This window comes from Streptomyces avidinii (assembly GCF_014650695.1).
In the GTDB taxonomy this organism is placed as follows: domain Bacteria; phylum Actinomycetota; class Actinomycetes; order Streptomycetales; family Streptomycetaceae; genus Streptomyces; species Streptomyces avidinii.
The window spans coordinates 277,982-301,064 of record NZ_BMVL01000001.1; the positions used below are offsets into that span (position 1 = coordinate 277,982).

The 23,083-nt window shown below is 69.7% G+C and carries 19 protein-coding genes; 9 read left to right on the plus strand and 10 right to left on the minus strand.

Going from position 1 to position 23,083, the window contains the following annotated elements; translation table 11 throughout:
* Positions 1-89: 89 nt before the first annotated feature.
* Entirely contained in the window at positions 90-2,117 is a 2,028-nt protein-coding gene (locus tag IE257_RS01295) for a hypothetical protein (RefSeq protein WP_189963656.1), read from the minus strand.
* A gap of 345 nt (positions 2,118-2,462) precedes the next feature.
* Between IE257_RS01295 and IE257_RS01300 the strand changes: the two genes are divergently transcribed.
* The 6 genes from IE257_RS01300 (at position 2,463) to IE257_RS01325 (ending at position 12,107) form a co-directional block, all read left to right on the plus strand.
* A complete protein-coding gene (locus tag IE257_RS01300; protein WP_189963657.1) occupies positions 2,463-4,001 on the plus strand; it encodes a leucyl aminopeptidase in 1,539 nt (512 codons plus the stop codon).
* A gap of 377 nt (positions 4,002-4,378) precedes the next feature.
* Positions 4,379-5,767, plus strand: a complete 1,389-nt coding sequence (gene lpdA / locus IE257_RS01305) for a dihydrolipoyl dehydrogenase (RefSeq protein ID WP_030731050.1) — start codon at positions 4,379-4,381, stop codon at positions 5,765-5,767.
* A gap of 54 nt (positions 5,768-5,821) precedes the next feature.
* A complete protein-coding gene (sucB, locus tag IE257_RS01310; RefSeq protein WP_189963659.1) occupies positions 5,822-7,612 on the plus strand; it encodes a 2-oxoglutarate dehydrogenase, E2 component, dihydrolipoamide succinyltransferase in 1,791 nt (596 codons plus the stop codon).
* A gap of 261 nt (positions 7,613-7,873) precedes the next feature.
* Positions 7,874-8,497, plus strand: a complete 624-nt coding sequence (locus IE257_RS01315) for a GntR family transcriptional regulator (RefSeq protein ID WP_189964699.1) — start codon at positions 7,874-7,876, stop codon at positions 8,495-8,497.
* A gap of 252 nt (positions 8,498-8,749) precedes the next feature.
* A complete protein-coding gene (gene aceE / locus IE257_RS01320) occupies positions 8,750-11,434 on the plus strand; it encodes a pyruvate dehydrogenase (acetyl-transferring), homodimeric type (protein ID WP_189963661.1) in 2,685 nt (894 codons plus the stop codon).
* Positions 11,435-11,588: 154 nt separating this feature from the next.
* On the plus strand, positions 11,589-12,107 hold the full coding sequence (locus IE257_RS01325; protein ID WP_052876275.1) for a DUF4240 domain-containing protein: 519 nt from the start codon (positions 11,589-11,591) through the stop codon (positions 12,105-12,107).
* On the opposite strand, the gene IE257_RS01330 is transcribed toward IE257_RS01325, so the two are convergent.
* The gene (locus IE257_RS01330; protein WP_189963663.1) at positions 12,108-12,878 is read right to left on the minus strand and encodes an SDR family NAD(P)-dependent oxidoreductase; all 771 of its coding nucleotides are present in this window, start codon (positions 12,876-12,878) and stop codon (positions 12,108-12,110) included.
* Positions 12,879-12,964: 86 nt separating this feature from the next.
* Here IE257_RS01330 and IE257_RS01335 point away from each other — a divergent pair, with 86 nt between their 5' ends.
* Positions 12,965-13,621: a TetR/AcrR family transcriptional regulator gene (locus IE257_RS01335; RefSeq protein WP_189963665.1), complete on the plus strand. Its 657-nt coding sequence runs from the start codon at positions 12,965-12,967 to the stop codon at positions 13,619-13,621.
* Between the two features lie 58 nt (positions 13,622-13,679).
* Here the strand turns inward: IE257_RS01335 and IE257_RS01340 are convergent, their stop codons facing one another.
* Positions 13,680-14,243 carry a hypothetical protein gene (locus tag IE257_RS01340; RefSeq protein WP_189963667.1) on the minus strand — a complete coding sequence of 188 codons (564 nt, stop codon included), beginning with the start codon at positions 14,241-14,243 and terminating at the stop codon, positions 13,680-13,682.
* A gap of 443 nt (positions 14,244-14,686) precedes the next feature.
* A complete protein-coding gene (locus IE257_RS01345) occupies positions 14,687-16,117 on the minus strand; it encodes a hypothetical protein (RefSeq protein WP_189963671.1) in 1,431 nt (476 codons plus the stop codon).
* 283 nt (positions 16,118-16,400) lie between these two features.
* On the opposite strand from IE257_RS01345, the gene IE257_RS01350 reads away from it, so the two are divergent.
* On the plus strand, positions 16,401-17,258 hold the full coding sequence (locus IE257_RS01350) for a hypothetical protein (protein WP_229920045.1): 858 nt from the start codon (positions 16,401-16,403) through the stop codon (positions 17,256-17,258).
* Positions 17,259-17,412: 154 nt separating this feature from the next.
* Here IE257_RS01350 and glnA read toward each other — a convergent pair whose 3' ends face one another.
* Positions 17,413-18,822 (minus strand): type I glutamate--ammonia ligase, encoded by a 1,410-nt coding sequence (gene glnA, locus IE257_RS01355; RefSeq protein ID WP_189963674.1) that lies wholly within the window; start codon positions 18,820-18,822, stop codon positions 17,413-17,415.
* Positions 18,823-19,007: 185 nt separating this feature from the next.
* On the opposite strand from glnA, the gene IE257_RS01360 reads away from it, so the two are divergent.
* Positions 19,008-19,475 carry an RDD family protein gene (locus IE257_RS01360; protein ID WP_189963676.1) on the plus strand — a complete coding sequence of 156 codons (468 nt, stop codon included), beginning with the start codon at positions 19,008-19,010 and terminating at the stop codon, positions 19,473-19,475.
* A 93-nt stretch (positions 19,476-19,568) separates the two neighbouring features.
* Here the strand turns inward: IE257_RS01360 and IE257_RS01365 are convergent, their stop codons facing one another.
* From IE257_RS01365 to IE257_RS01385, 5 genes are all read right to left on the minus strand, one after another.
* A complete protein-coding gene (locus IE257_RS01365) occupies positions 19,569-20,267 on the minus strand; it encodes a DUF4191 domain-containing protein (protein WP_189963678.1) in 699 nt (232 codons plus the stop codon).
* Between the two features lie 10 nt (positions 20,268-20,277).
* Positions 20,278-20,475: an SCO2195 family GlnR-regulated protein gene (locus IE257_RS01370; RefSeq protein WP_030389055.1), complete on the minus strand. Its 198-nt coding sequence runs from the start codon at positions 20,473-20,475 to the stop codon at positions 20,278-20,280.
* 257 nt (positions 20,476-20,732) lie between these two features.
* The gene (gene lipA, locus IE257_RS01375) at positions 20,733-21,680 is read right to left on the minus strand and encodes a lipoyl synthase (protein WP_189963680.1); all 948 of its coding nucleotides are present in this window, start codon (positions 21,678-21,680) and stop codon (positions 20,733-20,735) included.
* 109 nt (positions 21,681-21,789) lie between these two features.
* Positions 21,790-22,590, minus strand: coding sequence for a lipoyl(octanoyl) transferase LipB (gene lipB / locus IE257_RS01380; protein ID WP_189963682.1), 801 nt, complete (start codon positions 22,588-22,590; stop codon positions 21,790-21,792).
* Between the two features lie 121 nt (positions 22,591-22,711).
* Entirely contained in the window at positions 22,712-22,996 is a 285-nt protein-coding gene (locus IE257_RS01385; protein ID WP_229920046.1) for a hypothetical protein, read from the minus strand.
* Between the last annotated feature and the right edge of the window lie 87 nt (positions 22,997-23,083).

The window sequence follows — 23,083 nt, forward strand, 5'->3', positions numbered from 1 at the left end:
TGTGTCCCCCCAGGACGGAAAAGGGGCCGGCGCCCGTGGATTCGCGGAGCGCCGGCGCTAGGTGGTACTCGTGGTGGCTTGCGGGACGGTCAGACGGGCAGCTTGAGCGTGACGGCGCTCTGGAGCAGCTCCGGACCGGCCCAGGCGGAGCGGGTACCGGCGTACGCGGTGCCGAAGTCGGCGGTGCCCAGCAGCATCTGCTTCTTGGTGCCGGTGGGGGCGGTCACCGGGGCGACGACCCCGGAGGGCGCCTTGATGGTGACGTCGTTGCCGATGCGGTAGGCGGTGACCTTGCCGTCCGCGAGCGCCTTGTCCCAGGCGGCGCGGCGCTGGAACTCGACGCCGGTGTCCTTCATGCTCTGGTTGACGATCGGCGCGCTCGGTGCGTACAGGGTCCGGTAGGTGTCGAGGACCTGGTTGAGCACGGGGTAGAGGGTGCGGTCCTCGGCGAGGTTGGACTGGTGGACGTAGTGCGGGCGCGGGTCGTTGGCCAGGACGTGGCGCAGGGCGGTGCGGGCCTCGGCCGGGACGATGCTGTCGAGGTAGCCGGTGTTGGCGTCCAGCGGGGCCGGCAGGCAGGTGGAGGTTCCCGGGTTGTCCTCGCAGATGCCGCTTCCGCCGTGGGCGCGGCTGGTGTAGATCCAGTTGTACTCGTCGGCCATCTCGGCGTTGGTGCCCGTGTTGTAGTACACGTTCATCGGGTGCCGGGGGACCGTGAGGGCGGAGCCGACCGCGCGCTGCGCCGGTTCGCGGGAGTTGTCGCTTCCGGCCCACTTGACCCCGTTGTCGGCGAGGGCGCCGGCCAGGTTGGGGTTGTCGACGGGCTGCTGCGGGGCCGTCTTGAGGCCGGAGTGCTCGCCGGTGACCAGCTCGGTCCGGTCGGTGGCGATGCCCTTGGTGGCGGCCCAGTTGTTGTTGTCGCGGATCTGGGCGGAGATCTCGGCGCGGCTCATGTACTGGATCACGCCCTGGGCGTTCTTGGTGCAGGTCCAGGGGGTGACCGCGGTGTTCTGGACGCAGCCGAGGAACGGGTGGGTGTAGGTGTGGTTCATCCAGCGGTACTTGGCGCGGTCGGCGACGAGCTGGGCGGTCAGCGCGTCGACGCCGCCGTTCTCGGCCTTCCACTCCTCACCGGCGCCGCCGTTGAAGAGCATGTCGAGCTTGAAGTTCTTGGACGTCTGCCACTGCGCCGCGTACACGGCGTCGGCGGCGGACATCCGGATGGTGCTCTCCTTGCCCTCGCCGCCCGCACAGGCGTAGTCGCCCGGCGTGCAGTTCAGGTCCTTGTTCCAGCGGGCGTCGGGGGCGAAGACGTCGTCGACGTGGACGGCGAAGTAGTTGCGGCTCTGGCCGAGGTGCACCCCCTGGGTCAGCCAGTCGACGATGCCGCGGGCGATCAGCCGGAACTGCTGCTGGTACTGGTTGTAGCCGAAGGTGACGACCAGTTCGCTGCGGCCGTCGTGGGTGTACTCGCCGACGAGGGAGGCCCGGCCGGAGCCGACGGGCGCGTCGACGTAGCTGGTGTAGCCGGGGCGCGGCTTGCCCATGAAGCCGTAGCTCTCGGGCACCAGGGCCGAGTTGTCCTCGAAGGTGACCTGACCGCCGAGGTAGCCGAAGGGGCCGGCCTTGCCGGCGGTGGTGACGGCGGCCTGGGTACCGTCGAGCTGGCCGCTGAAGCCGCCGTTGTCGGTGTATTCCAGCCCGACGCCCGGGTGGGCCCAGGTGTAGGCGTCGACCTGGCGGATCCCGTACGTCGTCTCGTAGGCGGCGAGCGCGGCCATCTCGGCCGATCCCTCGCCGAAGGGGTTCTCGTTCGGCAGGACGACACCCTGGTACTTGGCGCGCGGACGGCCGTCCACCGTGTCACTGAGGAAGCCCGCGTTGATGACCGGGCGGCCGCTGCTGCCCAGCTGGACGCGGGTGTACGGCACCCCCGTGTCGCGGAGTTCCGCGGTGATCGCCTCGACCGAGCTGCCGCCGTCGTCGACGACCAGCACCTTCAGGTCGATGCGCGGCGTCACGGCCGCCGTGGCGGTCGCGGCGGGTACTGCCACGGACACCAGGGCGGCTGCCGCCATCATCGCGGCGACCCTGTTCATCCGATTCTTCTTGACCATTTCGGCCTTTCCCCCCGCAGGCGTCCCTCGACTCGGCCCTTGGCGGACAGCCGGGCCCGGGAGGCTCTGTGGAAATCATGCAAAGGAACCCCGCGTCCCCTTGCGAGAGTGGACCGAGTCTCTCGGACCTCGTCAGGTCTACGGGGCAAACCTGGAGCAGAGCCCACAGATGGGTGAACCTGATGGCCTCTTGATCGAACAACTTGCCAAACCTTCGAGTGACGTACGGACGAGCGCGTACGCGTAGGCTCATTTCTGGCGGCCGTCGGGCCCGAATACGATCGCTACGGATGGCCGTCCACCCACTCGGCCCACACACACAAACGGAAGCGAGACTTCACCACCGTGACTGCTCTGACTCTCAGCACTGCCGGCGCGGCGACGCTCCGCGCCGACGCCCTCGTGGTCGGCGTGGCGAAGGGCCCCAAGGGACCGATCGTCGCCGCGGGCGCCGAGGCCGTGGACAAGGCGTTCGACGGCAAGCTCGCCGGTGTCCTCGACGCACTCGGCGCATCGGGCGCCGAAGGCGAGGTCACCAAGCTGCCGGCTCCGGCGGGCCTGAAGGTCCCGGTCGTGCTGGCGGTGGGGCTGGGCTCCGTCCCCGAGAAGGACGAGTCGTTCGACGAGGAGGTGCTGCGCCGCGCCGCCGGCGCCGCCGCCCGCGCGCTGCACGGCAGCAAGAAGGCAGCCTTCGCCCTCCCGCTGGAGGACGCCTCCGCCGTCACCGCCGTCGCCGAGGGCGCGCTGCTGGGCGCGTACGCCTTCACCGCCTACCAGGGCGGCGAGAACAAGGCCCGCAAGGAGGCCAAGGGCGCGGCCCCGAAGGCTCCGCTCGCCGAGGTGGCGCTGCTGGGCGCCAAGCCCCGCGACAAGGAGCACAAGGCCGCGGTCGAGCGCGCCGCGGTCGTGGCGGCCGAGGTCAACGTCGCCCGCGACCTGGTGAACACCCCGCCGAACGACCTGACCCCCGAGGCCTTCGCCGCGATCGCCTCCGCGGCCGCGAAGGAGAACGGCGTCAAGGTCCAGGTGCTGGACGAGAAGGCCCTGGTCAAGGGCGGCTACGGCGGCATCATGGGCGTCGGCAAGGGCTCCGAGAACCCGCCGCGCCTGGTGAAGCTCAGCTACACGCACCCGAAGGCGGAGAAGACCCTGGCCTTCGTCGGCAAGGGCATCACCTACGACTCGGGCGGCATCTCCCTGAAGCCGGCCGGTCACAACGAGACGATGAAGTGCGACATGGCCGGCGCCGCCGCCGTCTTCGCCTCCGTCGTCGCGGCGGCGAAGCTGGGCCTGCGGGTCAACGTCACCGGCTGGCTCGCGCTCGCCGAGAACATGCCGTCGGGCTCTGCCACCAAGCCGGGTGACGTGCTGCGCATGTACAGCGGCAAGACCGTCGAGGTCCTCAACACGGACGCCGAGGGCCGTCTGGTCCTGGGCGACGCGCTGACCAAGGCATCCGAGGACAACCCGGACGCGATCGTCGACGTCGCCACCCTGACCGGCGCCATGGTGCTGGCCCTCGGCGACCGCACCTTCGGGATCATGGCGAACGACGACGCCTTCCGCACCTCGATCCACGAGATCGCGGAGGAGGTCGGCGAGTCCTCCTGGCCGATGCCGCTCCCCGCCGAGCTGCGCAAGTCCATGGACTCCCCCACCGCCGACATCGCGAACATGGGTGTCCGCATGGGCGGCGGCCTGGTGGCCGGCCTCTTCCTCCAGGAGTTCGTCGGCGAGGGCATCACCTGGGCCCACCTCGACATCGCCGGTCCCGCCTTCCACGAGGGCGCGCCGCACGGCTACACCCCCAAGGGCGGCACCGGCTCGGCCGTGCGCACCCTGGTGCGGCTGGCCGAGCGCACGGCCACGGGCGACCTTGGCTGACCACCGCATGTGATCAGGCGTGTGTCACGCGTGTGTTCACGCGTGTGATGTGACGTGACGCACCCCGGGCCCGGGTCAGGGCCCGGGGTGCGTCACGTTCGGCACCCGCCCGCGCCGCTCGGCGTCCGTCTCACGACGAAACCTCAAGGAATCGGTAGGTATCTCCGTAGGTATCTACGCAACGGTAACCATCGGTCCGGGCGGATCGCCCGATCACATCGTGGGCCCGGCGTCCCGTGTTCCCCCGACAAATGCGAAGATGGGTTCTCGGCAGGACAGGGCCCCCACCACAGGGCCGAAGAAACAAGCGGCCGATTACCAGCCGCCGCCCGGTCACAGAGGACCGGTGCCCGGCGCACATGCATGGAGGACGTGACGTGGCGAACGACGCCAGCACCGTTTTCGACCTAGTGATCCTCGGCGGTGGCAGTGGCGGTTACGCCGCGGCGCTGCGCGCATCCCAGCTGGGTCTGGACGTTGCCCTGATCGAGAAGAACAAGCTCGGCGGCACCTGCCTGCACAACGGCTGCATCCCCACGAAGGCTCTGCTGCACGCGGGTGAGATCGCGGACCAGGCTCGTGAGGCCGCCCAGTTCGGTGTCAAGACCTCCTTCGAGGGGATCGACATCGCGGGTGTCCACAAGTACAAGGACGAGGTCATCTCGGGCCTGTACAAGGGTCTGCAGGGCCTGGTCGCCTCCCGCAAGGTGACCTACATCGAGGGAGAGGGCCGCCTCTCCTCCCCGACTTCCGTCGACGTGAACGGCCGGCGCATCCAGGGCCGCCACATCCTGCTGGCGACCGGCTCCGTGCCGAAGTCGCTGCCGGGCCTGAACATCGACGGCAACCGCATCATCTCCTCGGACCACGCGCTGGTCCTGGACCGCGTCCCCGAGTCGGCGATCGTCCTGGGCGGCGGCGTCATCGGCGTCGAGTTCGCCTCGGCGTGGAAGTCCTTCGGCTCGGACATCACCGTCATCGAGGGCCTCAAGCACCTCGTGCCGGTCGAGGACGAGAACAGCTCGAAGCTGCTGGAGCGCGCGTTCCGCAAGCGCGGCATCAAGTTCAACCTGGGCACCTTCTTCGACAAGGCCGAGTACACCGAGAACGGCGTCCGCGTGACGCTGGTCGACGGCAAGACCTTCGAGGCCGAGGTGCTGCTGGTCGCCGTGGGCCGTGGCCCCGTCTCCCAGGGCCTGGGCTACGAGGAGCAGGGCGTCGCGATGGACCGCGGCTACGTCCTGGTCGACGAGTACATGCAGACCAACGTGCCGACCATCTCGGCCGTCGGTGACCTCGTCCCGACCCTCCAGCTCGCGCACGTCGGCTTCGCCGAGGGCATCCTGGTTGCGGAGCGTCTGGCCGGCCTCAAGGCCGTCCCGATCGACTACGACGGTGTCCCGCGCGTCACCTACTGCCACCCCGAGGTCGCTTCCGTCGGCATCACCGAGGCCAAGGCCAAGGAGATCTACGGCGCGGACAAGGTCGTGGCCCTGAAGTACAACCTGGCGGGCAACGGCAAGAGCAAGATCCTCAAGACCGCGGGCGAGATCAAGCTCGTCCAGGTCAAGGACGGTGCCGTGGTCGGCGTCCACATGGTCGGTGACCGGATGGGCGAGCAGGTCGGCGAGGCCCAGCTGATCTACAACTGGGAAGCTCTGCCGGCCGAGGTCGCGCAGCTCATCCACGCGCACCCGACCCAGAACGAAGCGATGGGCGAGGCCCACCTGGCCCTCGCCGGCAAGCCGCTTCACTCCCACGACTAATTCGTCACGGGCGCGACGACCACTTCCGCACTTTCGTTAGGAGCAACTGAAACCATGTCGGTTTCCGTAACCCTTCCGGCGCTCGGTGAGAGCGTCACCGAGGGCACTGTCACCCGCTGGCTGAAGGCCGAGGGCGAGCGCGTCGAGGCCGACGAGCCGCTGCTCGAGGTCTCGACCGACAAGGTCGACACCGAGATCCCCTCCCCCGTGTCGGGCATCCTTGCCTCCATCAAGGTCGCCGAGGACGAGACCGTCGAGGTCGGCGCCGAGCTGGCCGTCATCGACGACGGCTCCGGCGCTCCGGCCGCGGCTGCGGCTCCGGCCGCCGAGCCGGCCGCCGCCGAGGCCCCCGCGGCTGCTCCGGCTCCGGTTGCCGAGGCCCCCGCGGCCCCGGCTCCCGCCGCCGAGGCTCCCGCCGCCGCTGCTCCGGCTGCCACCGGTACCGATGTCGTGCTCCCCGCGCTGGGCGAGTCCGTCACCGAGGGCACCGTCACCCGCTGGCTGAAGCAGGTCGGCGAGTCCATCGAGGCCGACGAGCCGCTGCTCGAGGTCTCCACGGACAAGGTCGACACCGAGATCCCCGCGCCGGTTTCCGGCACCCTGCTGGAGATCCTCGTCGGCGAGGACGAGACCGCCGAGGTCGGCGCCCGTCTGGCCGTCATCGGTGCTGCCGGTGCCGCTCCGGCCGCTCCGGCTCCGGCTGCCGCCCCGGCCCCCGAGGCCGCTCCGGCCCCGGCTGCCCCGGTCGCCGCTCCGGCTCCGGCCGCCCCCGCTGCCCCGGTCGCCGCTCCGGCTCCGGCCGCCCCGGCTGCTCCGGCCGCCGCCCCGGCTCCGGTCCAGGCCGCCGCCCCGGCGGCCGCTCCGGCTCCGGTCACCCCCGCCGCCCCCGCTCCGGCCGCCGCCCCGGCGTCCGCCGGTGACGAGGCCGCGTACGTGACCCCGCTGGTGCGCAAGCTCGCCTCGGAGTCCGGCGTCAACCTGTCCACGGTCTCGGGCACCGGTGTCGGTGGCCGTATCCGCAAGCAGGACGTCCTCGCCGCCGCCAAGGCCGCCGCCGCCCCGGCTCCGGCCCCGGCTCCGGCCGCTGCTCCGGCCGCGAAGGCCCCGGCCGCCGCGGTGTCCGAGCTGCGCGGTCAGACGGTCAAGATGACCCGCATGCGCAAGGTCATCGGCGACAACATGATGAAGGCCCTGCACTCGCAGGCTCAGCTCAGCTCCGTGGTCGAGGTGGACATCACCAAGATCATGAAGCTGCGCGAGAAGGCCAAGGGCGCGTTCCTGGCCCGTGAGGGCGTCAAGCTCTCGCCGATGCCGTTCTTCGTCAAGGCCGCTGCCCAGGCGCTGAAGGCCCACGCGGTCGTCAACGCCCGGATCAACGAGGACGAGGGCACCATCACCTACTTCGACTCGGAGAACATCGGCATCGCCGTGGACTCCGAGAAGGGCCTGATGACCCCGGTCATCAAGGGTGCCGGTGACCTCAACCTGGCGGGCATCTCCAAGGCGACCGCCGACCTGGCCGCCAAGGTCCGCGGCAACAAGATCACGCCGGACGAGCTGTCGGGCGCGACCTTCACCATCAGCAACACCGGCTCGCGCGGTGCGCTGTTCGACACGGTCATCGTGCCGCCGAACCAGGTCGCCATCCTGGGCATCGGTGCCACGGTGAAGCGCCCGGTGGTCATCGAGACCGCCGAGGGCACGAACATCGGCATCCGCGACATGACGTACCTGACCCTGTCCTACGACCACCGCCTGGTGGACGGCGCGGACGCGGCCCGGTACCTCTCGGCCGTCAAGGCGATCCTCGAGGCCGGCGAGTTCGAGGTCGAACTCGGCCTGTAAGGCTCACGCCCTGCGGCAGCCACTCGATACGGCGCCCCTGCCCGGATCCATTCCGGGCGGGGGCGCCGTCGTCATACGCTGAGCGGTCCGGGACGAGGCTGCGACAGGCGCGGGCTCCGGCTCTCGGAGCCCTGATCCGGGGCCTCTTGTAACCAGCCTCACCCGGCGTCCCTGACCAGGAACGCATCCGGTGGGGCTACTCGGCCGTATTGTCTACGCATCGAAGCGATGCATGCCCCTACAGGAGATGAAGCCCCGATGATCACCCCACCCGTCGTGCACTCGCTGCGCGAGCAGATCCGCGAGCACATCGTGGAGGGGATCGTCAGCGGGCGCTGGAAGCCCGGCGAGCGCATCGTCGAGCGGCGGATCGCCGTGGAGCTGGAGGTCAGCCAGACGCCCGTGCGGGAGGCCCTGCGCGAGCTGGAGACGCTGCGGCTGATCGAGTCGGCGCCGAACAAGGGTGTACGCGTACGGAACCTGTCCGCGGCCGATCTGGAGGAGATCTACCCGGTCCGGGCCGGTCTGGAGCAGATCGCGGCCGAGCTGGCCGCCCCGCGGCTGGCGACGGACTGCTCGGCGCTGGAGCCGCACGTGGCGGCGCTGTGGGAGGCCGACCGGACCGAGGACGGGACCGCGCAGGTGCGGCACACCGTCGGGTTCCACCGGGAGGTGGTCCGGGCGGCGGGGAACAGCGTTCTGCTGCACACGTGGGAGAGCCTGGGCATCGAGGTCTTCACGGCCCTGTCCATCCGCTGGCTGGGGACCGTCCAGAAGTCGTACGCGGAGGAGCACGCGGCCCTCGTCGAGGCCTTCCGCAGCCAGGATCCTGACATCGGCGTGCTCGTGAAGCGGCATGTTCTGGGGTGCGCCCCGCGCGCCTGACCGCGCGCCCGGCACCGCCCGACCGCGACCGACCCCGCCGTCTTGTACCGGTTTGCCCGGCACCGCGTGCCTTTTTCGCTGGCACGCGGTGCCGACTTTCGCCGGATGGACGTTTCTTTGTCACTTTCATTTGATCGATCATCGATCAGCGATTTACAGTCGTCGCGGACCTCAACCAGGTCCACCACCCCTGTCCTGCCCGTCAGGGATTTTTTCACCACCTCTCCTTTGTCCGGAAGGCGGCGCACAGCAATGTCCGACCCCGTAGGAAAGCTTCCGAGCGAGCTCGACCAGCTCCCGGATCGCGACACCGAGGAGACCGCCGAATGGGCGGCCTCTCTCGACGCCGTCGCACAGGCCGCCGGTACGCGCCGCGCCGAATACCTGCTCCGCCGCACGCTCCAGCACGCCGAGGCCGCCGGCCTCGCCCTGCCCAAGCTGCTGGAGACGGACTACGTCAACACCATCCCGACCGCCGCGGAGCCCGAGTTCCCCGGTGACGAGGCGATGGAAGCCAGGATCACCGCATGGAACCGCTGGAACGCGGCCGCCATGGTGACCCGCGGCTCCAAGTACGGCGTCGGCGGCCACATCGCCACCTTCGCCTCCGCCGCGTGGCTCTACGAGACCGGCTTCCAGCACTTCTTCCGCGGGAAGGAGGCCGACGGATCGGGCGACCAGCTCTACATCCAGGGCCACGCCTCCCCCGGCATCTACGCCCGCGCCTTCCTCGACGGCCGGATCTCCGAGCAGCAGCTCGACAACTTCCGCCAGGAGTCCGGCGGCAACGGCCTGCCGTCCTACCCGCACCCGCGGCGCCTGCCGTGGCTGTGGGAGTTCCCGACGGTGTCCATGGGCCTCGGCCCGCTCTCCGCGATCTACCAGGCGCGTTTCAACCGCTACCTGCAGAACCGGAGCATCAAGGACACCGCGAACTCGCACGTCTGGGCCTTCCTGGGCGACGGCGAGATGGACGAGCCCGAGTCGACCGCCGCCCTGGCCCTCGCCTCCCGCGAGCAGCTCGACAACCTGACCTTCGTCATCAACTGCAACCTGCAGCGCCTCGACGGTCCGGTTCGCGCCAACTTCCGCGTGGTCCAGGAGCTGGAGGCCCAGTTCCGCGGCGCCGGCTGGAACGTCATCAAGTCGCTGTGGGGCTCCGCCTGGGACGAGCTGTTCCAGCTCGACACCACGGGCGCCCTCGTACGCCGCCTGCGCGAGGTACCCGACGCGCAGTTCCAGACGTACGCGACCCGCGACGTGGCCTACATCCGCCAGCACTTCTTCGGCGCAAACGCCGACCTCGTGCAGCTGGCCGGGGTGCTCTCCGACGCGAAGATCGCCGAGTGCTTCCACAGCTCCCGCGGCGGCCACGAGCCCCGCAAGGTCTATGCCGCGTACAAGGCCGCCCTGGAGCACAAGGGTGCGCCGACGGTCATCCTCGCGCAGACCGTCAAGGGCTACACGCTGGGCGCCGGGTTCGAGTCGAAGAACGCGAACCACCAGATGAAGAAGCTGACGATCGACGAGTTCAAGGACATGCGTGACCTCCTTGGCCTCCCGATCCCGGACAGCGCCTTCGCCGACGGCCAGGTCCCGTACGGCCACCCGGGCGCGAACAGCCCCGAGGTCCAGTACCTGAACGAGCGCCGCGCGGCGCTCGGCGGCCCCGCCCCGGCCCGCAAGGTCGAGCACGTGGCCCTGCCCGCTCCCGCGGACCGTTCCTTCGCCCCGCTGCTCAAGGGTTCCGGCAAGCAGGAGATGGCCACCACCATGGCCTTCGTCCGCCTCGTCAAGGACCTGATGCGGGACAAGGAGACCGGCAAGCGCTGGGTCCCGATCGTCCCCGACGAGGCCCGTACCTTCGGTATGGAGTCCCTCTTCCCGTCGGCCGGCATCTACTCGCCGCTGGGTCAGACGTACGAGCCGGTCGACCGCGACCAGCTGATGTACTACAAGGAGGCCAAGGACGGCCAGATCCTCAACGAGGGGATCACCGAGGCCGGCGCCATGGCCGACTTCATCGCCGCCTGCACGTCGTACGCGACGCACGGCGAGCCGATGATCCCGTTCTACATCTTCTACTCGATGTTCGGCTGGCAGCGCACCGCCGACCAGATGTGGCAGCTCGCCGACCAGCTCGGCAAGGGCTTCATCGTCGGTGCCACCGCCGGCCGCACCACGCTGACCGGTGAGGGCCTCCAGCACGCGGACGGCCACTCGCACCTGATCGCGTCCACGAACCCGGCGTCGCTCAACTACGACCCGGCCTTCGCGTACGAGATCGCGGTGATCGTCAAGGACGGTCTGCGCCGGATGTACGGCGAGCAGCCGGAAGACGTCTTCTACTACCTGACGGTCTACAACGAGCCGAAGGTGCAGCCCGCGATGCCCGAGGGCGTCGAGGAAGGCATCCTCAAGGGTCTGTACCGCTTCAACACGGCGGCCGACCTGGCGGAGGCGGCCCCGGCCGCCGACGCCCCCAAGGTCCAGCTGATGGCCTCGGGTACCGCGATCCACTGGATCCTGGAGGCGCAGAAGCTGCTCGCCGCCGAGTGGAACGTGGCCGCCGACGTCTGGTCCGCCACGTCCTGGGGCGAGCTGCGGCGCGAGGCGCTGGAGTGCGACGAGGCGCTGCTGCGCGGCGAGGTCCGCACCCCGTACGTCACCCGCGCCCTGGAGGGCGTCACCAGCCCGGTGCTCGCCGTCTCCGACTGGATGCGTCAGGTCCCGGACCAGATCAGCCAGTGGGTGGAGCAGGACTACACCTCGCTCGGTACGGACGGCTTCGGTCTGTCCGACACCCGAGAGGGCGCCCGCCGCCACTTCGGTGTCGACGCCCAGTCGATCGTGGTGGCCGCGCTGGCCCAGCTCGCCCGCCGCGGCGAGGTACCGGCGTCCGCCGTCAAGGAGGCCCGGGAGCGCTACGGCCTCTGAGCCGTCCGCGAGGTACCGGAAGGCGGTCCACCCCTGCGGGGGCGGGCCGCCTTCCGGCGTTCGAGGAGAACCCGGCCGGGCAGGGGACGGACACCGGCCTTTGGCCGTATGCGCGGTGGCGGCGCGGGGGTGAACCCGTGATGCTGGAGCGGTGATGGACGAGACGGAGTTCTGGGAGATCGTGGACCGTTCCCGCGAGGCCGCCGACGGCGACCCCGAGGAACACGCCGAGCTGCTCGTCGAGCGGCTCGCACAACTCGATCCGGACTCCGTCCTGGACTTCGCCCGGCACTTCGAGTCCCGGTACAACCGGGCCTACACCTGGGACCTGTGGGGCGCGGCCTGGGTGCTGCTCGACGGGGCGAGCGACGACGCCTTCGACTACTTCCGCTGCTGGCTCATCGGCCAGGGCCGGGAGGTGTTCGAGGGCGGGGTGCACGATCCCGACCAGCTGGCGGAGCTCCTGGGCGACTTCGACGAGGAGATCGACGGGGACGGCGAGGAGCTGGGGTACGCGGCCGACGAGGCGTACGAGCAGCTGACCGGGGCGGTGGCGCCCGATCTGGGCATCCCGCTGCAGGCGGCGGAGCCGGAGGGCGCCCCGCTGGACTTCGAGAACGAAGCCGTGCTCGCGGAGCGCTTCCCCCGGCTGTGGGACCGGTTCCGCGCCTGATCAGTAGTGCGTGCCGCCGTCGATGCGGATCTCCGTGCCGGTGATGAACGCACCGTCCTCGGAGCCCAGCATGGCGACGACGCCGGCGACGGTCTGCGGGCCGGCGAAGCCCTGGCCGAGGGCCGGGGCGAGCTTGGCGAAGAGGGACCAGTCGGTGTCCTCCGGCAGGCCGGGGCCGTTGCCGGTGGTCATCCCGCTCTCGATGGAGCCGGGTGCGACGCTGACGAAGCGCAGTCCCTGCTTGCTGTACTCGGCGGCCAGCGCGTGGGTCATGGACTGGATGCCGCCCTTGCTGGCCGCGTAGGCGGACATGTAGGGGTGGGCGAAGGACGCCGAGGTGGAGCTGAAGTTCACGACGGCCGGCCGGTCGCCGGCGAGCAGCGCCGGGAGGGACTCGCGGATCATCAGGAAGGTGCCGGTCAGGTTGACCCCGATGACCTGGTTCCACAGGTCGAGCGTGGTCCGGTGGGTGTGCGCGGAGCGCAGGATGCCGGCGGCGTTGACCAGTACGTCGATCCCGCCGAGGGTGTCGACCGCGGCGGCCACACCCTCCTTGACGGCGTTCTCGTCGGATATGTCGAGGAGCGCGGTGGTGAGCCGGTCGGCGTGGCCGTCGGCGGCTGCCTGATCGGCGGTCGCCTTCAGACCGGCCTCGTTGACGTCCACGGTGTGGACCCGGCCGCCCTCGGCGAGGATGCGGTGGACGGTGGCCCGGCCGATGCCGGAGCCACCGCCGGTGATGAGGACACGACGTCCTTCGTAACGGTTCATGGCGCGAGCGTACCGAAGGCATGACACGTTTTGCCATGACGACAAAGAACGCAATTACCGAGGCGGCCGGAAGGTACGCTTCAACCGTGAGATCCCCTCGTCCGTACTCTCCCCAGGCCGGCCCCGGAGCCCAGTCGCTGACCGAGCGCCGCAAGGCCGCCACCCAGCTCGACATCGCCCGCGCGGCCTGCGAACTCTTCGCCGAACACGGCCCCGACGGCACCACCGCCGAGGACATCGCCCACCGTGCGGGGGTGGCGCTGCGCACCTTCTACCGCTACTTCCGCAACAAGCAGGAGGCCGTGGCCCCGCTGCTGGCGGGCGGCGGCGACGCGTGGCGCGCACTGCTGGCCGAGGAGGACCCCGGCACACCGCTGGCCGAGGCGCTGGAACGCGCGGTGACCCGGTCGCTGAGCGGGCAGCAGGCGGTCGAGGAGGGCCTGGAGGTGACCCGCGGCCTGCTGCGCGCGGCGGCGGACGACCAGGCCCTGCGCGCGGTCTGGTACCGCGTGAACCAGGACTCCGAGGAGAACCTGGTACCGGTGATCACCCGCCTGGTGGGCCCGGAGGCGGACGCCCTGGAGGTGCGCCTGCTCGCGGCGGCGGCCACGGACGCGATCCGCGTCTCGCTGGAGCTGTGGTCGACGACGGACGCCCCGGTCTCGGGCCCCGGCTCCCCCGCGGAACTCGCGGTCCGCTGCCTGCGGGACCTCACAGGGGCGATGCCCCTGCTCCTGGACTGAGGTCCGGAGCAGAGGCACCGTCGGCTCGGGCCTGCGGCCCTAGGTCTGCCGGTGGGGTTCAGCGGCCACCCCAGCCGCCACCACCGCCACCGCCGCCCCCTCCGCCGCCGCCGCCGGTCCAGTTACCGCCGCCACCGCCGCCGCCCCAGTTGCCGCCACCGTCGCCGCCGTTGCCACCGCCGCCCCAGTTGCCGCCGCCGTTGCCGCCGTCACCACCGCGGCCGCCGCCCCAGTCACCGTTGCCGCCGCGACCGTTGCCCCAGTCGTTGTGGTTGCCCCAGTCGCCGTTGCCACCACGGCCGGAGTCGTTCCAGTTCGACCAGTTCGAGTCACGCCAACTGGCGTCGCGCCAGCTGTTGTTGTCGCGCCAGCTGTCGTTGTACCCGCCGACACCGCCCTGGTCCCAGCACCAGCTCGGACGGTCACGCCAGTCGCGGTCGCAGCACCAGTTCCACCGGGCGTCGGAGCGGTTCGAGGGGTACCGGTAGCAGTCGTAGCCGCCGTTCCCGCCACCGCCGCCACCACCGGTGACGACCGAGGCCGAGGCGCCTGCGACGGGCAGCAGACCTATCGCGATTCCCGCGGCGCCCGTCATGGCTGCCGCAACGATCTTACGGCGCATTCTCATGCACCTCCGCACATGTCTCGCTTATGGGGCTTTTAGGTCATTTCCACCCTCACTCGCCCATGCGGCCCTGTCAAAGCGGAAAGGCCCCCTGCCGCTCTCCGTGGAGAGTCGCAGGGGGCCTTTCATCAGGCATTTCCAGTGGTCGGGGCACAGTATGGAATTGCTTCCGCACAACCGGTACACCTCGCGACACACGGCGAGCGCGTCGAGCGGTTACTCGTCGGCACTCCGCGCGGACGGCCCTCCACACTCATCGCCCTCCTGCTCCTGCGTGGCCCTCCGGCAGTCATGATCCGCCCCGTTGCGCAGCTCGTTCCGTACGTCACGCCAAGCACGGATGATCTCCGGAAGCTTCGCCAGCACCTCGCCCACCTGTAGCAGCAGGAGCGTGAGGCACCCGAAGGCGGCAAGGATGACCAGGCTGAGGTTGTCCCAGTTCACGGGGCGCGCCAACCGAGCAGCGCGTGGTGAGAAATCCAGTCGAGGGCGTCCGCCCCCAGCCGGTCGGGCGCTTCCAGCAAGGAAACCTCCACCGCCGCGAGGTCGGCCAGCGCCCCGGGCGCATCCGACCGGTCAAGTAGGGCGAGACGTTCCATCGCCGAGGCGACGACGCCGGGCCAGCCCGGCATTCCGAAGTGAGCGGGAGCCTTGAACACGGCCGAAGCCGCTCTGTGCAGCACTCCCGCGCGCCAGCCCTGTTCCCGCATCACCTCCGCGGTGAACCGGACCCGGTCGTCGACGTGCTGGACGAACTCCGCCGTGGATGCGGACACCGTCCGCATCGCGAAGCGCGAGCCGCCGGCCCAGGGAAGGTCCACGTTCGAGGCTACAGCCACGAACGCGAGCAACACCTCGGGCCCGTCCTCCTTCGCGCCCACCAGGGCTGCGCGGGCCCTGCGGTACAGATCGATGCTCTGAGCGAAGATCTCCCCGTCGCTCGGCCCGTCGTCGGCCGCGTGGATCACATCCAGAGGCCCCTCTCGCCAGGCGTCGGCCACCAGGCCGACCGCCGCCGCGCTCACCAGGACGGCCGTGTCGTCCGCGTCGATCCCGTGGTGTGCCAGGACGACGGGGGCCTGCTCCTCGATGTCCGGAAGCGGCGAGTGCTTCTCTTCGGCCTCGGTCCTCCCCAAGAGGGCTGCGAGTCGAGGCGCCAGGGATTCGGGCTCGGGCTGCTCCACGGTGATGCCGTGATGCGCCAGATCTTCGAAGACCGAGTCCGGCCCGCAGTCGATGTGCGTGGAGTCGTGGCGTCCCGAGCAGTCTTCCGGGCATTCGAACTCCTCGCACATCTCCGGCTCCTCGGGCTGCGCTTCGTTGAGAAGGTGATAGGCCAGCCGCTCCGCCACCGCCTCCCGTGCCGCGATCATGGCCAGGTCGAGCCGAAAGGCCTCGTCCTTCATCTCCGAGTCCTTACGATCCACAGACGCGGGTGGCTCCGGAGTATCGGGGACCCAGGTGTACGCGGACTCGAGCGAGACCAGGAGCCAGGCGACGCGCAGTGCCTCGACATCTGTGCCCCGCGCCAGCCCCGCCACGGCCTCGGCGGCCTGCCGCACACTGTCGAGCCGGGCGAGGTGGCGTTCGCGTACCGGCATCCAGGCCGCGGACTCCGCTCGGGCCCGCTCGGCGTCGTGGGTCCGCGCGGCGTCGCGGGACCGTCGAGCCCGGGTTACCGACCGGGTCAGACAGGGGCGACACCCGAACAGCCCGGACCTAGGTGTCGGCCCGAGCGGTATGGCGGCGAGGTCCTTGCCGAACGGCTTGTCGCACAAGCAGCAGTCCAAGCCGCCCACCTGCCGGGACGTGGGCATGCTGGGCAGCGCGGCGGCGCGGATCGCGTCATGGGCATAGGCAGGGATGTGCATGGGCGGCAACTCCTTGGGCGAAGGCGCTCCGTCGGCGCCTTCTCCATGCTCACCTCGCCGCTCGGCCGCGAGTCACGGTTTGGCGGGCCGACCGGCGAACTTGACGAATACTGACTCGGCCCTGGCCTGCGGCTTCTACCGTGTTGACGGAACTTGACACCGTGAACAGGGAGGAATCCCCTTGACCGCTCCCACCCCAACCCAACCGGCAGGGCGACAACGAGAGTTGGCAGAAGCGTTGCAGGAGCTGCACCGCTCGGCAGGCCGGTTGAGCTTCCGGAAGGTGAGCGCGCTCATCCGCAGCCGCGATGACCAGTTATCGGACGCCAGCCATGAGACCGTTCGCTCCGCCGTCAACGGGATACGGGTACCGCGCTGGGAGACCGTCCACGACATCGTCGTCGTCCTGGCCGGACTGTGCAGCCCGCCCCGGGACGAGGACTCCGAGACAGCCAGGTTCCTGCTGCTGTGGCGCACGATCGGCGAGGGGGACTCCGGCGCGCTGAAGTCGTTCCAGGAGCTCGTCCACGGCGGCTGGGGAGGTGAGGACGGCACGTGGACGCCAGAGCTGGTCATGGGCACGTTGGTCAACCCTTTCAGCGCCATCGAGATCCATCCCTCGCTCACCGTCCCGCACGAGCCGCTGATCCCCGAGGACCAATGGGTCCACGGAATGGCGCGGCTCATCGAGGAGCAGGGGGCCGAACATGCGATGAGGGTCCTGCTGCACACACTGAAGGGTGACTACGTCGGCGCGGAGGAGGGTGCGCCGTACGGCTACCGCAATCCCGACCGGGAGGCCATGGAGGCTTACGCGGCCTTCCAGTACGGCTGCCGGGAGATTCTGCGGCGACTCGGCCGCGAGCCGAATCTCCTCGCGGAGTCGATCCGTGCCATGCGTGCCGACGAGGCAATGGACAGGGACGACCGGGCGGAGATGCTCGAGAACGAGTCGGATCTGAGCCTGATGCGCGAGGTGATGATCGTGACTCCCCACACCTGGGGCGAGGTGTCGGAGGAGGCCCATCACATGGTCTTCGGCTACCTGATCAAGCAGATCAGCCCGGTGGCCCCGCTCGGGCTTCCCGACGCCGAGCGGTTCCACATCGTTTGGCGCATCCCCGAGGTGCCCGCGGCGTAGCCCGCACGCCGGTCCGGGTCCTCTCCGATGAGGACAGCGCTCACAAGCCAGTGGGGCCGCCGCTCCGGACGGAGTGGCGGCCCCACTGCTGTGCTGACACAGCTCAGGCGTCGGTCGGTCGGGGCGGGCCGTTCAGGTCACCCGACCTCGCCTTCTAGAGGTCGAAGTACAGCTCGAACTCGTGCGGGTGCGGGCGCAGCGCGATCGGGGCGATCTCGTGCGTGCGCTTGTAGTCGATCCAGGTCTCGATCAGGTCGGGGGTGAAGACACCGCCGGCCAGGAGGTACTCGTGGTCCTCCTCCAGGGCCTTGAGGACGTCCTCGAGGCTGGTCGGGACCTGCGGGACGCTCGCGTGCTCGTCGGGCGAGAGCTCGTAGAGGTCCTTGTCGATCGGCTCCATCGGCTCGATCTTGTTCTTGATGCCGTCGAGGCCCGCGAGCAGCAGCGCCGAGAAGGCGAGGTACGGGTTGGACGACGGGTCCGGGGCGCGGAACTCGACGCGCTTGGCCTTCGGGTTCGAGCCCGTGATCGGGATGCGCATGGCGGCGGAGCGGTTGCGCTGCGAGTACACCATGTTGACCGGCGCCTCGAAGCCCGGGACCAGGCGGTGGTAGGAGTTCACCGTCGGGTTGGTGAACGCCAGCAGCGACGGGGCGTGCTTGAGGATGCCGCCGATGTAGTAGCGCGCGGTGTCCGACAGGCCCGCGTAGCCGGCCTCGTCGTAGAACAGCGGGTCGCCGTTCGCCCACAGCGACTGGTGCACGTGCATGCCCGAGCCGTTGTCACCGAAGATCGGCTTCGGCATGAAGGTCGCGGTCTTGCCGTTGCGCCAGGCGACGTTCTTCACGATGTACTTGAAGAGCATCAGGTCGTCGGCCGCGGCGAGCAGCGTGTTGAACTTGTAGTTGATCTCGGCCTGGCCGCCGGTGCCGACCTCGTGGTGCTGGCGCTCGACCTGGAGGCCCTGGGCGTCGAGCTCCAGGGAGATCTCGGCGCGCAGGTCGGCGAAGTGGTCGACCGGGGCTACGGGGAAGTAACCACCCTTGTAGCGGACCTTGTAACCACGGTTGTTCTCCTCGGAGCCGGTGTTCCAGGCGCCGGCCTCGGAGTCGATGTGGTAGAAGCTCTCGTTCGCGGAGGTCGCGAAGCGCACGCTGTCGAACACGTAGAACTCGGCCTCGGGGCCGAAGAACGCGGTGTCGGCGATGCCGGTGGAGGCGAGGTACGCCTCGGCCTTCTTCGCGATGTTGCGCGGGTCGCGGCTGTAGGCCTCGCCCGTGATCGGGTCGTGGATGAAGAAGTTGATGTTGAGCGTCTTGTCCTTGCGGAACGGGTCCAGACGCGCGGTGCTGATGTCGGCACGCAGCGCCATGTCGGACTCGTGGATCGCCTGGAAGCCGCGGATCGAGGAGCCGTCGAAGGCCAGCTCCTCGTTCGGGTCGAACGCGCGCCCCGGGATGGTGAAGTGCTGCATCACACCAGGCAGGTCGCAGAAGCGGACGTCAACGAACTTGACGTCGTTCTCCTTGATGTACTGCGTCACTTCGTCGGCGTTCTTGAACATCCAACTCCTCCTACTCCCGGCCCCGGGGCAGGGACGGGCTTTATAGCTCGTGGTGCGTCAGTGCGGTGCCGCACGCTGACCCGACCATAAGCAGACGGGATTTCCCAAGCATGACCCATTTGTTTCGCACAAGTTAACCAGGGTCCGGGCGGAGGGCCGTGCGACGCCACGGGTACCGTGTTCGGGTGGACAACAGACAGGCAATCGGATCCTGGCTCTCCGGCCCCCGCGCGGCCGCCGAGGACATGGGCGTCGACTTCGGCTATCCGGGCCAGCGGCTCGGTCTGCCCCAGCAGGGGCCCGGCTCGGTGGCTCGGTTCGGGCGCCGGCTCGGCGCCGTCGCGATCGACTGGATCGGCTGCCAGCTGATTGCCTACGGGCTGATCACCGGCGGCAATCTGGCCGCGGCGGGCAACTGGACCCTCGGGCTCTTCGTGGCCCTCACCATCCTGACGGTCGGCACCGTGGGCTTCACCCCCGGCAAGCGGATCCTCGGCCTCCGGGTGATCTCGGAGTCCGGCGGCCGCCTCGGCATCGTCCGGGTGGTCCTGCGCACGGTGCTGCTGGCCCTGGTCGTCCCGGCGCTGATCTGGGACCGGGACGGCCGCGGCCTGCACGACCGGCTGGCCCGCGCGGTCCAGGTCCGCATCTAGGACGTCGACACGGACATACGACACAGGGGTGCCCCCCGAGCCTTCGGGCTCGGGGGGCACCCCTGTGTCGTATACGAAAATCAGGTGACCGGGTCAGCGCATCTTTCCGCCGCGCGGCATCTTCATGCCCTTCGGCATGGGGCCCTTCGGCAGCGGCATGTTGCTCATGAGGTCGCCCATGGCCCGCAGCTTGTCGTTGACCTGGGTGATCTGGGGTCCGGCCAGCACGCGCGGCAGCTTGAGCAGGGTGGTGCGCACCTTCTTGAGCGGCACCTCGCCCTCGCCCGTGCCCACGATGAAGTCGTGGACCGGCACGTCCGGCATGATCCGGGCCAGCTTCTTCTTCTCGTTCGCGAGCAGCGGCTTCACGCGGTTCGGGTTGCCCTCGGCGATCAGCACGACGCCGGCCTTGCCGACGGCCCGGTGGACGATGTCCTGCTGTCGGGTCATCGCGACGGCCGGGGTGGTCGTCCAGCCCCGTCCCACGTTGTCCAGTACGGCCGCGGCCGCTCCCGGCTGCCCTTCCATCTGCCCGAAGGCGGCCCGCTCGGCCCGTCGCCCGAAGACGATCGCCATCGCGAGGAACGCCACCAGGAATCCCAGGATGCCCAGATAGAGCGCGAGCCCGGTCAGGAAGCCGATCGCGAGAAAGACACCGAAGGTGACGATTCCCACGCCCGCGACGATCAGACCGACCTTCGGGTCGGCCTTGCGCGTCATCTTGTACGTGAGGGCGATCTGCTTCAGTCGCCCGGGGTTCGCAGCAGTCTCTGCGTTTGACTTCCTCGCCATACAGCGAAGTTTACGTGGCCTGCGGGGTTCGGGTAGCCGCGGCCTCAAGTACATGTTCGGTTTCGACCCGGTCCTTGGCCCGCTTGCGGTCCTCCAGGACCGCCGTCCAGGCGTTGCGGCGGGCCCCGCTCATCAGCAGGGACTCAATGCCCCGGAAGGCGTCGGAGAAGGTCGGGATGGCAATGGCGCGTACGGGCGCGGCCTGCATGATGTCGATCCCTTTCACGATGCTCGCCTCGGCGTGATGCGAGCGGTGTGTGCGGTGCGTGGACCAAGCGTCACTGACTGGTGTTACCAGGGCGTGACCGGTCGGTCAAATGTGATGTACACGTTGCAAACACTGACGCGGCCCGCCGGACTCTTCCTCGAGAAAGAGCCTAGGGGCCGCGTCAGTGCGGTGTTACTCGTTAGTAACGCTTTGTGTGCGACTTCACACGTTCGCCGCACGGCCGATCGCGCATGCGATCAAACAGTCGCGCGCTTCTCCATCGCCTGCTGGTACAGGCGGCCCGCCCGGTACGAGGACCGGACCAGCGGGCCGGACATCACGCCGGAGTAGCCGATCTCCTCGGCCTCCTTCGCCAGCTCCACGAACTCGGCCGGCTTCACCCAGCGCTCCACGGGGTGGTGCCGCGGCGAGGGCCGCAGGTACTGGGTGATGGTGATGAGCTCGCAGCCGGCCTCGTGCAGGTCCTTCAGGGCCTGCGAGACCTCCTCGCGCTCCTCGCCCATGCCGAGGATCAGGTTCGACTTGGTCACCAGGCCGTAGGCGCGGGCCTTGGTGATCACTTCGAGCGAGCGCTCGTAGCGGAAGCCGGGGCGGATCCGCTTGAAGATCCGCGGCACCGTCTCGACGTTGTGCGCGAAGACCTCGGGGCGGGAGGCGAAGACCTCCTCCAGCAGCTCCGGGACCGCGTTGAAGTCGGGGGCCAGCAGCTCGACCTTGGTGTGCCCGCTCTCGCGGCCCGCCGTCTGCTGGTGGATCTGGCGCACGGTCTCCGCGTACAGCCAGGCGCCGCCGTCGGCCAGGTCGTCGCGCGCGACGCCCGTGATGGTGGCGTAGTTCAGGTCCATCGTGACCACGGACTCGCCGACGCGCCGCGGCTCGTCACGGTCCAGCGCCTCGGGCTTGCCCGTGTCGATCTGGCAGAAGTCACAGCGCCGGGTGCACTGGTCACCACCGATGAGGAAGGTGGCCTCGCGGTCCTCCCAGCATTCGTAGATGTTCGGACAACCGGCTTCCTGGCACACCGTGTGCAGTCCTTCGCCCTTCACCAGGGCCTGCATCTTGGTGTACTCGGGACCCATCTTCGCCCGGGTCTTGATCCACTCGGGCTTGCGCTCGATGGGGGTCTGGGCGTTACGGACCTCCAGGCGCAGCATCTTGCGTCCGTCGGGTGCGACTGCGGACACGACCGGCTCCCTGTGACTTCGATTGTTCGGGCGCCCACCAGGGTACGCCCGTAATTTCGTACGCTCTTACGTCGGCCAACCTGCGAGCGACCGGCCGCATTCCCGAGGGCTAGGCGCCCGCGACCGGCTCGATTTCGCGGGGGCGCAGTTCGGCGTGCTCCAGTACGTCCTTCAGATGGCGCTCGGCCACCGGCAGCACCTCGGCGATGGTGATCTCGCGGCCCAGCTCGTAGGAGAGCGAGGTCACACCGGCATCCCGGATCCCGCAGGGGATGATCCGGTCGAACCAGGTGCTGTCCGGGTTCACGTTGATCGCGAAGCCGTGCATCGTGACGCCCTTGGCGACCCGGATGCCGATGGCGGCGAGCTTGCGGTCCTCGCGGCGCTGGCCGGCGTTGGACGGGGCGTACTCGGGGCCGTTCAGCCGCGCGTCGAACTCCTCGTCGTGCAGCCGGGGGTCGAACTCCAGGGAGAGGCCGCCGATCGTGGGGCGCTCCTCGACCGGGTCGCCCAGGACCCAGACGCCGGAGCGGCCCTCGACCCGGGTGGTCTCCACGCCGAACTCGGCGGCGGTGCGGATCAGGGCCTCTTCGAGGCGGCGGACGTGTGCGACCACGTCGACCGGGCGGGGCAGCTTCATGATCGGGTAGCCGACCAGCTGGCCCGGCCCGTGCCAGGTGATCTTGCCGCCGCGGTCCACGTCGACGACGGGAGTGCCGTCGAGCGGGCGCTCGCTGGGGTCGGTGCGCCGGCCCGCCGTGTAGACCGGCAGGTGCTCCAGCAGCAGGCAGGTGTCCTCGATCTCGTCCGCGAAGCGGGCGGCGTGCACCCTGCGCTGCTCTTCCCAGGCCCGGGTGTACTCGACGGATTCCGGCCCGAAGCCCAGATGGACAAACCCAAGCTCAGCCACCGCAGCGCCTCCTCATTGAACCTGCTGTGTGCACGTACCTCACTGAGCAAGGGTACGGCGGCCCGTCCCGGCCCCTTCGGGCCCCCTTCGAGCCGCTCCCGGGGCCGCCTCCGGGGCTCCTTCAGGACCCCGGCGCAGGCTCCACCGGGGGCCACGGCAGCTGCTTCGGCCGGCGCCGCCCCTTGGGCGGCCGGTCCGGGTCCTCGTCGGCGCGCGGCAGGCGCCGGTGGCCCTCCGAGTGGTCGTTGACCCAGCCGCACACCCCGCACGCGTACCGGCCGTCGAGCCCCGCGATGTAGGTGCCGCAGCGCCGGCACTCCGCCTCGGTCAGTTCGGGCGGGGACAGGGGGGCTGTGGATTCGGTTCGCTCCTCGGGGAGGTGCGCCCCGTGGGGCCGAGGGGTCATGGGCCGCAGCGTACGCGGGCGGAGGGGTCCGGTCCGTAAAGGACCCTACGCATTCTGCACACGATCGGATGAATGTGGGGCAGAGAG

Excerpts from the sequence above, each read along its gene's own strand:
- IE257_RS01295 (WP_189963656.1), bottom strand. The coding sequence starts at position 2,117 with ATGGTCAAGAAGAATCGGATGAACAGGGTCGCCGCGATGATGGCGGCA.
- sucB (WP_189963659.1), top strand. The coding sequence starts at position 5,822 with ATGTCGGTTTCCGTAACCCTTCCGGCGCTCGGTGAGAGCGTCACCGAG.
- aceE (WP_189963661.1), top strand. The coding sequence starts at position 8,750 with ATGTCCGACCCCGTAGGAAAGCTTCCGAGCGAGCTCGACCAGCTCCCG.
- IE257_RS01325 (WP_052876275.1), top strand. The coding sequence starts at position 11,589 with ATGGACGAGACGGAGTTCTGGGAGATCGTGGACCGTTCCCGCGAGGCC.
- IE257_RS01330 (WP_189963663.1), bottom strand. The coding sequence starts at position 12,878 with ATGAACCGTTACGAAGGACGTCGTGTCCTCATCACCGGCGGTGGCTCC.
- IE257_RS01340 (WP_189963667.1), bottom strand. The coding sequence starts at position 14,243 with ATGCGCCGTAAGATCGTTGCGGCAGCCATGACGGGCGCCGCGGGAATC.
- IE257_RS01345 (WP_189963671.1), bottom strand. The coding sequence starts at position 16,117 with ATGCACATCCCTGCCTATGCCCATGACGCGATCCGCGCCGCCGCGCTG.
- glnA (WP_189963674.1), bottom strand. The coding sequence starts at position 18,822 with ATGTTCAAGAACGCCGACGAAGTGACGCAGTACATCAAGGAGAACGAC.
- IE257_RS01365 (WP_189963678.1), bottom strand. The coding sequence starts at position 20,267 with ATGGCGAGGAAGTCAAACGCAGAGACTGCTGCGAACCCCGGGCGACTG.
- IE257_RS01370 (WP_030389055.1), bottom strand. The coding sequence starts at position 20,475 with ATGCAGGCCGCGCCCGTACGCGCCATTGCCATCCCGACCTTCTCCGAC.
- IE257_RS01385 (WP_229920046.1), bottom strand. The coding sequence starts at position 22,996 with ATGACCCCTCGGCCCCACGGGGCGCACCTCCCCGAGGAGCGAACCGAA.